Consider the following 8983-nt stretch of genomic DNA (forward strand, 5'->3'; position numbering starts at 1 on the left):
GCCGCATCTTGCGCATATCGCCGCCGCCATTGTTCGACACCAGTGTGTCAGCCGTGTAAAAGACCGTAATGACAGCCCAGCCGGCCACCCCCCTCCTCGATACTGTCCAGACCCCGCGCGAGCTTCGCGCGCTCAAGCCTGCGCAATTGCGCCAGTTGGCCGATGAACTGCGCGCCGAGACGATCGCGGCGGTCGGGCAGACCGGCGGGCATCTGGGTTCCGGGCTCGGTGTGGTCGAGCTGACAGTGGCGCTGCACTATGTGTTCGATACCCCGGCGGACCGGCTGGTGTGGGACGTGGGCCACCAGGCCTATCCGCACAAGATCCTGACCGGGCGGCGCGATCGCATCCGCACGCTGCGCCAGGGCGGCGGTCTCTCCGGCTTCACCAAGCGCTCCGAAAGCGAATACGACCCCTTCGGCACCGCGCATAGCTCCACCTCGATCTCCGCCGCGCTCGGCTTTGCCGTGGCGAACAAGATCAAGGGCGTGCCGGGGCGCGGCATCGCCGTGATCGGTGACGGGGCGATGAGCGCGGGGATGGCTTATGAGGCGATGAACAACGCCGCCGAGGCCGGCAACCTCCTGATCGTCATCCTCAACGACAACGACATGTCGATCGCGCCGCCGGTGGGCGGGCTTTCGGCCTATCTCGCCAAGCTGGTATCCTCTCGCCCGTTCCTGTCGTTGCGCGATCTCGCCCGCAAGATATCGCGCCGCCTGCCCGAACCTCTGCACAAGGCAGCGCGCAAGACCGATGAATTCGCCCGCGGCATGGCGATGGGCGGCACCCTGTTCGAGGAACTGGGGATGTACTACGTCGGCCCGGTCGACGGGCACAACCTGGACCAGTTGATCCCGGTGCTGGAAAACGTGCGCGATGCCGCAGAAGGGCCGTGCCTGATCCACGTCGTCACCAAGAAGGGCAAGGGCTATGCCCCGGCCGAAGAGGCGGACGACAAGTATCACGGTGTCCAGAAGTTCAACGTCGTCACCGGCGAACAGGCCAAGGCCCCGGCCGGCCCGCCCAGCTACACCGGCGTCTTCGCCAAGGCCCTGATCGCCGAGGCCGAGGCCGACCCGACGATCTGCGCGATCACCGCCGCGATGCCGTCCGGCACCGGGCTCGACAAGTTCGCAACGCTGTTTCCCGAACGCAGCTTCGATGTCGGCATCGCCGAACAGCACGCGGTGACGTTCGCGGCGGGTCTTGCCGCGCAGGGAATGCGGCCGTTCTGCGCGATCTATTCCACGTTCCTCCAGCGCGCCTTTGACCAGGTGGTCCACGACGTCGCCATCCAGAACCTGCCGGTGCGCTTCGCGATCGACCGCGCCGGCCTGGTCGGCGCGGACGGCGCGACGCACGCGGGATCGTTCGACGTCACTTACCTCGCCACGCTGCCTAACATGGTCGTCATGGCTGCGGCGGACGAGGCGGAGCTGGTGCACATGACCCACACCGCCGCCCGCCATGACAGCGGCCCGATCGCCTTTCGCTATCCGCGCGGCAACGGCGTGGGCGTGCCGCTGCCCGAAACGCCGGAACTGCTGGAGATCGGCAAGGGCCGTATCGTGCGCGAAGGAACCAAGGTGGCGATCCTCTCGCTCGGCACCCGCCTGGGCGAGGCGCTGAAGGCTGCGGACACGCTGGAAGCCAAGGGCCTGTCCACCACCGTTGCCGACCTGCGCTTTGCCAAGCCGCTCGATACCGCGCTGATCCGCCGCCTGATGCTGAGCCACGAAGTGGTGGTTACGGTGGAAGAAGGATCGATCGGCGGCCTGGGTGCCCATGTCCTGACCATGGCCAGCGACGAAGGGCTGACCGATGCCGGCCTGAAAATCCGCACCATGCGCCTGCCCGACGTGTTCCAGGACCACGACAAGCCCGAGCTTCAGTACGATCAGGCCGGCCTCAACGCCCCGCAGATCGTCGATACGGTGCTGAAGGCGCTGCGCCACAACAGCACCGGCATGGAAGAGGCCTGGGCATAGGTTCGCCCGGAATTCGGCCTGCTCACGGCGTCATCAACTCCGATAGTCCAGGCGTAACGGACACGGGCGTTTGCCACGACGGTAAGTCGCGCATGCGTGCGACGGTCGGGTTTTTGCCGTCGTCGCGGAGGTGTTGGCAGAAGCTGCGCATGATTGGATCATGGCGTGCGGCAATGTCAACTTCACCCGCCCAGCGCCACGCCCCAGGGGCCATCCCCGGCGGGGATCGTCGCCGTCACTTTCAACGTCGTCAGGTCCACCACCGACAGATCGTTGCTGGCCCCGTTGGCGACCAGAGCGCGGGTTCCGCCGGGCAGGATGGCGAGGTGCCATGGCCGGCCGCCCACTTTCACATAACCGCGCACGGTGGCGCTGGCGACATCCACCACCGCGATCGCATCGGCGCGGCCCAGCGCCACGACGGCCGTCTTGCCGTCGGGGGTAAAGCGTATGCCGCAGGGCATGACCTTGTAGGCGGGCACGCCGGGGGGCGCGAAGCTGATGGTCCCGGTCACCGCCTGCGTCGCCGGATCGGCCATCTGCACCACTCCGCCCACTTCGGCGGCGATCCACACCTGCGCGCCATCGGCGGTGAATTCGATGTGGCGCGGGCGCGCCTCGGTCTCCATGGCGGTGCGTACCGTGCGGCTGGCGAGATCGATCCACGAGACGGTATTGTCCTCCTCGCTCGTCACCAGCAGCCACTTGCCGTCCGGGCTCTGGGCGATGCCTTCGGGCTCCTTGCCCACCGGCAGTTGCCAGGCGACCTTGCGGGTGGCGAGATCGATGGCGGTCACCGCGCCGTCATCCTCGTTGGCGGCAAACAGCAGGGTGCCGTCGTAGGACGCGAAGAACTGTTCCGGGTCCGCGCCCGAAGGCAGGTTGGCGATCAGCGCACCGGTTTGCGGATCGCGCAGTTCCACCGTGTTGTCGGCTCCGGCGCAGACCAGCAGATACTTGCCGTCGCGGGTCATCGCGATACCGCGCGGGCGCTTGCCCACCGGCCACTGCGCCACCGCCTTGCCGCTGGCGAGATCAACCACGGTGACGGTGGATGATCGCTCGTTGCTGACATAGGCGCGCGCCGGCGGTCCCGCTTCCTGCGCCCATGCCGGCGATGCCGCGCCGGCGCACAGCAGGGAAACGCCCGTCAGGGCCGCAAGGGCGCATGCGCGCATCGGTCACTCTCCGCCATTATCTTGTGCAACTGCGGTCGATCCTATGCCGCATCGGCCGCGAACGGAATGCGACCTTGGTCTTGTACCATGGTCCTATTGGGCCGGGCCGCCGCATCACGGTAACCATGGGCCAAGGTCGGGGCCACGCAACGCCCCGGCATGTCGCAGAGGAACACCTGAAATGACCATCCGCACCGGCCGCGCGGCGCTGATCGCCGCTGCCGCCATCGCCTCGCTCTCCGTCGGCACCAGCCTCTACGCGCACGGCAACGTCACGCCTCAGGCGGTCGATACCTCGGACCTGCCCGATATGGCCGGCGGCAATGACAACTGGGTGCAGCACAACCCCTATCGCGGCAATGCCCGGGCGCTGGAAATCGGCCAGTCCGCCTATGGCCAGAACTGCGCGCGCTGCCACGGGCTGGACGCCATTTCCGGCGGCATCGCCCCGGACCTGCGCTATCTGGAACTGGGCGACGCGGGCGATGAATGGTTCGTTGAGCGCTTCCGCCACGGCTCCAGCCACGACGGCAAGGTCTACATGCCGCCCTTCGGCGACGTGCTGGGCCAGAAGGCCGGGTGGGCCATCCGCACCTGGGTCGAATCCAAGCATACGGACGAGTAGGCGCGATGCGCGCCACCCGCAGGTCCTTGCTGAAGGGCCTCGCCCGCGCCGGTTTCGGGGCCGCAGGCGTGCTGGCACTGCCGGCCGCCTTGCGGCCCTTGCCGTTGCAGGCGGCCCCGCTCGAGAAGGTGAAGGAGCTCGGCGTGCTGCGCGTCGGGCTCTATACCGATAACCGCCCGTGGTCCTGGGATGATGGCGGCAAGCCCGCCGGGATCGACGCCGATCTGGCCCGCGCGCTCGCCTCGCAACTGGGCGTGCGCGCCGATATCGCGTTGTTTCTGGCGGACGATGACATCGCCGGCGATCTGCGCAACGTGGTGTGGCGCGGCGGCCTGCTCGGCTTCCAGCCGTGCGACGTGATGCTGCACGTGCCCTTTGACAAGATCCTTATCAAGGAAGAGGACAACGTCGCCTTCCTGGCACCCTATCACCGCGAAACATTCGGCGCGGCCTGTTCCGCTGATGGCGGCAATTGCGAGGCGCATCCCGCCAGCTTCAAGGGCCACCCCGTCGCGGTCGAGACAGCCTCGATCCCCGATCTCTACATGCTCGGCCAGGCCGGCGGTTCGATGACCAGAGACCTGATCCACGTGCCGACAGGCTACGAAGCGGTTGCGGCGCTCACCGACGGGCGCGCCGATTTCACCGTCGCCACCACCGCCCAGATCGAAGCCGTGGTCGCCGATCACCCGGACTCCGGCATCAAGGTACGCAAGTCGGCATTGCCGCTGATGATGTCGCCGGGCTGGGACATCGGCATCGCGGTCAAGGACAACGCCCGCACTCTCGGCTTCGCGCTGGAAGAAGCGATCGGCGCGATGATCGCGGACGGGCGGATGAAGGCCCTTTTCGCTCACCACGGCGTCCAGTGGCACCCCGCGCTGGCGGCTCAGCCCTCCACCTGACCCCACGGCGCGACGGTACCTGCCGTGGAACAGGGGGACGGGGACACCGACTGCGACCGGTGTCCCCCGAACCCGTATGGCCGCGCACCGCCATGCGGCGCAGCAATCGCCTGCAACATATCGCCGGAATCACCCGGTTTTGGCGTCGTCATCCTCCCAAGGTTCAATTGCCTGCATCCGCCCAGCGGATAGGCTCTCGTCCGACGACCGGGGCCTTCAGGGGGCACACTTTCCCGATTTCACCCGCACCCCGGCGCGATACCCCACAAAGGAGGGACAGGATGAAGCGGCGTTTTTCAACCATCATCGGCAGCATGGCGCTGGCCAGTGCCGCACTGTCGGCACCCGTAGTCGCGGCCGACGGCCCCAGCGGAGCCGATATCGCCAACGATGCCCAGACCCCGGGCGACGTGCTGAGCTACGGCATGGGCCCGTGGCAGCAGCGGTTCAGCTCGCTCGACAAGCTCAACACCACCAACGTGACCAAGCTGGTCCCGGTCTTCGCCGCCTCGCTTGGCGGCGAAAAGCAGCGCGGCCAGGAATCGCAGCCGCTGGTCTACGACGGCATGATCTACGTCACCGGTTCCTATTCGCGCCTGTTCGCCTTCGATGCGCGCACCGGAGAGAAGAAGTGGGAATACAACGCCCGCCTGCCCGATGCCATCATGCCCTGCTGCGACGTCGTCAACCGCGGTGCCGCGATCCACGGCAACAAGGTGATCTTCGCCACGCTCGACGCGCACCTCGTCGCGCTCGACCGCCACACCGGCAAGGTGATCTGGAACAAGAAGACCGGCGACTACCAGGCCGGCTATTCGGCCACTGCCGCGCCCCTGATCGTCGGCAACAAGGTGATCGTCGGCAATTCCGGCGGCGAATTCGGCATCGTCGGCGAAGTCCAGGCCCGCGACGTCGAAACCGGCGAACTGATCTGGTCGCGCCCGACCGTCGAAGGCAACATGGGCACGCTCAACGGCAAGGACAACGGCATCAGCGGCAAGACCAATGCCACCTGGACCGGCGATCTCTACAAGACCGGCGGCGGTGCCACCTGGCTGGGCGGCACTTATGATCCGGGCACCAACATGGTCTATTTCGGCACCGGCAACCCCGGCCCGTGGAACAGCCACCTGCGCCCCGGCGACAACCTCTACACCGCCTCGACGCTGGGCATCGATGCCGATACCGGCGTCATCAAGTGGCACTACCAGACCACCCCGCACGACGGCTGGGACTTCGACGGCGTCAACGAATTCGTGCCTTTCGATGCCAGCATCAACGGCAAGCCGATGAAGCTGGGGGCCAAGGCCGATCGCAACGGCTATTTCTATGTCCTCGACCGGACCAACGGCAAGCTGGTCAGCGCGAACAAGTTCGTGATGCAGACCACCTGGGCGAACGGGATCAACCTGAAGACCGGCCGCCCCAACTACGTCGATGACAACCGTCCCGGCGCGCCCGGTACCGCCGACAAAGGCAAGGTGGTGTTCGCCAGCCCGTCGTTCCTCGGCGGCAAGAACTGGATGCCGATGGCCTATTCGCAGGACACCGGCCTGTTCTACGTCCCGTCGAACGACTGGGGCATGGACATCTGGAACGAACCGATCGCCTACAAGAAGGGCGCGGCGTTCCTGGGTGCGGGCTTCACCATCAAGCCGATCGCCGAAGACCATATCGGCGCGCTGCGGGCGATGGACCCGAAGACCGGCAAGATCGTGTGGGAATACAAGAACAAGGCCCCGCTGTGGGGTGGCGTCCTGACCACGCACGGCAACCTCGTCTTCACCGGCACGCCGGAAGGCTTCCTCAAGGCGTTCGATGCCAAGAGCGGCCAGGAACTGTGGAAGTTCCAGACCGGCTCCGGCGTCGTCGGCTCGCCGATCACCTGGGAACAGGACGGCGAACAGTACGTGGCGGTCATGTCCGGCTGGGGCGGCGCGGTGCCGCTGTGGGGCGGCGAAGTGGCCAAGACGTTCAAGGAAATCAGCCAGGGCGGCATGCTCTGGGTGTTCAAGCTGCCCAAGCAGTAAACCCCTCCACCCGGCGCGCCGGCCGCATCGTCCCCGCCAGGGACGACCACGCGACTGGCGCGCCGCCCCTCCCCGGGTTACAGTGCAGATGAAATCGAATGCGGTCATGAAGGGCACTATGGAAGACATCGCCGGACCCGATCGCGTGCTGATCGTAGATGACCATTCGCTGGTGCGCGACGGTTTGCGCTCCATCTTCGACGATGCCTTTCCCGATTGCGAAATCCTGGAAGCGGACTGCCTCGAAAGCGCGCTGGCCGCGCTCGACAGTTCGGGCGAAGTCGATCTGGTCCTGCTCGATTTCAACATCCCCGACGTATCGCGCCTGTCCGGCCTCGAACAGTTGCGCGACCGGTTTCCGGCGACGCCGGTGGTCATGGTATCGGGCGTGACCGAACGCAACGTGGTGCGCGACGCGCTGGCCGCCGGGGCCGCCGGGTTCGTGCCCAAGTCGCTCAAGCGATCGCAGATCATCGAAGCGCTGGAACTGGTGCTCTCGGGCGAGATCTACATGCCCGAACTGCCGGGAGACGACAGCGCGGCCGCCGAAGAAGACCTGATCCGCGCCCGCATCGCCAGCCTGACCCCGCAACAGCGCGTGGTCCTCTCGCACCTCGTCGCCGGACGGCTCAACAAGCAGATCGCTTACGAACTCGACGTATCGATGACGACGGTGAAGGCGCACGTCTCGGCCATCCTGCAAAAGATGAACGTGTTTTCGCGCACGCAGGCGGTGATCATGGTGGGGAAGATTGATTTTACGGGGTGAGTTGGGGTGGGGGAGCGACGGGTTTTGGGGCATTACCGCCATTTTCGCGCCTGCGCGGATAAGGCGGCTTGCAGGAGAAAAAAGATGCTTTGAACGAGAGCAAGCCGCGGCAGGAAACAGGCGAGGCGGGCCGATTGTGGAATGCCGTCGCACTAGCGAGTCTCAGGATAGGAGCCATTGTCGTGGCGTCTCATCGCGAGGTACTCGTGCAGGTCACTTTCTCACTAGACGATATTAAGGGCTTTCCACAGCCCCCTATGTAGCATGATCCGGTCTTTCTCGTTGAAGGAGGATTGCCTATTTCGGAACTTAAAAGAGTAATGCGTAGTGCCGCTGGGCCGATTTTCAATATGCCCAATGGCACTGCATTCGAAGAGGATATGACAGAGATCGAATATTCTCTCCCTAGATATCGGTTTTGCCAAATCCGAAGCTGACATCACCAGCTCATTGAAACTGAAATCGCGTTTTCCAACGCGAGCTAGCGCACGGATCAATTGATCGATTTCATCGGGTTGCGAATATCCACTTAGTTCATCTCGTATTTCTGGAAGGAAATAAGTGATTGAGTATTCCCGCAATCCGCTATTGATTTGATCATCGGCCATTCTTCTGCCGGTGTAAAATCCTTGTACGCAAGATAAAAGTTGCAAGAAATCTCGCGGAGTATGGCGGGTCATATCCAAAAGGTACTTCTGGATAGGCTTTCCCTTTACGTTGTAAACAAAATATTCTTTGAATATATCGCATTCCACACCAAGACTTCTACGCGCCCTCTTATGCGCAAGATTGACCAAAAGCGAATTCCCTGGATCATTCGGGTCATGGTACCAGTCGAGCTCAACACCGTAATCTCGACGAGTTTTATTCTTGTTTGCTCCCGGAATTTTCTCATACATATCAGTACGACAAAGAAGAACTATTTTTACATTTACATCATTATCACGAAAAAGTCTATTCAGTCTATCAACTTCAAAAACGAGCGCGGATAATGACTTAAATTGAACCTCGCGCGAAGTTAGAATATCATCAAGTCCATCAATTATGATGTGATGGGTACTGGATGTCTCTGATCCTGCGATGAGTGTCTTTAAGCTTTCAACAAAGTCGGGAATCTCGGACGCAGGGCGTGTGTCTGATCCAGACCATTCATATTGAGCCAGTGATCCGGGCAAAGCTAATTTAAAAGATGTCTTGGCTGTAGTACGAACTATGGCTGCTGGGCTGCCCGATGGCGAAAGCCCCATCTTTCTGAAGGCATTCAACGCATCTTGGAACTCACCCATCCGCGAGTGTTGCAACCCTTCATCAGCAGCCAAAGACTCCAAAACATGAATTAGCAGTATCCACGACCATGCGGCAGGATATCTATGCTCTGGCTCGTCACCGCCCCGTATAATCTTCGAAAAAGGAGTAAATGGGAAATCACTGAATGACATACCGGCTGACGCCGGTAGGATCATGCGGAGGGGCTGAAGCCGTTCA

Annotated in this window: 7 protein-coding genes; 5 read left to right on the top strand and 2 right to left on the bottom strand. The window is 63.3% G+C overall.

Annotated elements, in window-relative coordinates; all coding sequences use genetic code 11:
* Nucleotides 1–68 precede the first annotated feature (68 nt).
* On the top strand, nt 69–1991 hold the full coding sequence (gene dxs, locus IE122_RS14350) for a 1-deoxy-D-xylulose-5-phosphate synthase (protein WP_189621909.1): 1923 nt from the start codon (nt 69–71) through the stop codon (nt 1989–1991).
* A gap of 182 nt (nt 1992–2173) precedes the next feature.
* Here dxs and IE122_RS14355 read toward each other — a convergent pair whose 3' ends face one another.
* Entirely contained in the window at nt 2174–3169 is a 996-nt protein-coding gene (locus tag IE122_RS14355; protein ID WP_189621911.1) for a PQQ-dependent catabolism-associated beta-propeller protein, read from the bottom strand.
* A 181-nt stretch (nt 3170–3350) separates the two neighbouring features.
* Between IE122_RS14355 and pedF the strand changes: the two genes are divergently transcribed.
* The 4 genes from pedF to IE122_RS14375 all read left to right on the top strand — a co-directional run bounded on the left by pedF (nt 3351) and on the right by IE122_RS14375 (nt 7498).
* A complete protein-coding gene (pedF, locus tag IE122_RS14360) occupies nt 3351–3794 on the top strand; it encodes a cytochrome c-550 PedF (protein WP_189621913.1) in 444 nt (147 codons plus the stop codon).
* 5 nt (nt 3795–3799) lie between these two features.
* Nucleotides 3800–4699 (top strand): substrate-binding periplasmic protein, encoded by a 900-nt coding sequence (locus tag IE122_RS14365; RefSeq protein WP_189621914.1) that lies wholly within the window; start codon nt 3800–3802, stop codon nt 4697–4699.
* 281 nt (nt 4700–4980) lie between these two features.
* Entirely contained in the window at nt 4981–6729 is a 1749-nt protein-coding gene (locus tag IE122_RS14370; RefSeq protein ID WP_189621915.1) for a methanol/ethanol family PQQ-dependent dehydrogenase, read from the top strand.
* 88 nt (nt 6730–6817) lie between these two features.
* The gene (locus IE122_RS14375) at nt 6818–7498 is read left to right on the top strand and encodes a response regulator transcription factor (protein WP_189621916.1); all 681 of its coding nucleotides are present in this window, start codon (nt 6818–6820) and stop codon (nt 7496–7498) included.
* Between the two features lie 224 nt (nt 7499–7722).
* On the opposite strand, the gene IE122_RS14380 is transcribed toward IE122_RS14375, so the two are convergent.
* Nucleotides 7723–8983, bottom strand: a 1261-nt coding sequence (locus IE122_RS14380) for a P-loop ATPase, Sll1717 family (protein ID WP_229814201.1), incomplete at its 5' end; no start/stop codon positions are given.

The sequence above is a fragment of the Novosphingobium colocasiae genome (assembly GCF_014652555.1).
Lineage (GTDB): Bacteria > Pseudomonadota > Alphaproteobacteria > Sphingomonadales > Sphingomonadaceae > Novosphingobium > Novosphingobium colocasiae.

What these genes read in the sequence shown, in the direction of transcription:
- dxs (WP_189621909.1), top strand. Translation starts at nt 69, where the DNA reads ATGACAGCCCAGCCGGCCACCCCCCTCCTCGATACTGTCCAGACCCCG.
- IE122_RS14355 (WP_189621911.1), bottom strand. Translation starts at nt 3,169, where the DNA reads ATGCGCGCATGCGCCCTTGCGGCCCTGACGGGCGTTTCCCTGCTGTGC.
- pedF (WP_189621913.1), top strand. Translation starts at nt 3,351, where the DNA reads ATGACCATCCGCACCGGCCGCGCGGCGCTGATCGCCGCTGCCGCCATC.
- IE122_RS14365 (WP_189621914.1), top strand. Translation starts at nt 3,800, where the DNA reads ATGCGCGCCACCCGCAGGTCCTTGCTGAAGGGCCTCGCCCGCGCCGGT.
- IE122_RS14370 (WP_189621915.1), top strand. Translation starts at nt 4,981, where the DNA reads ATGAAGCGGCGTTTTTCAACCATCATCGGCAGCATGGCGCTGGCCAGT.
- IE122_RS14375 (WP_189621916.1), top strand. Translation starts at nt 6,818, where the DNA reads ATGAAATCGAATGCGGTCATGAAGGGCACTATGGAAGACATCGCCGGA.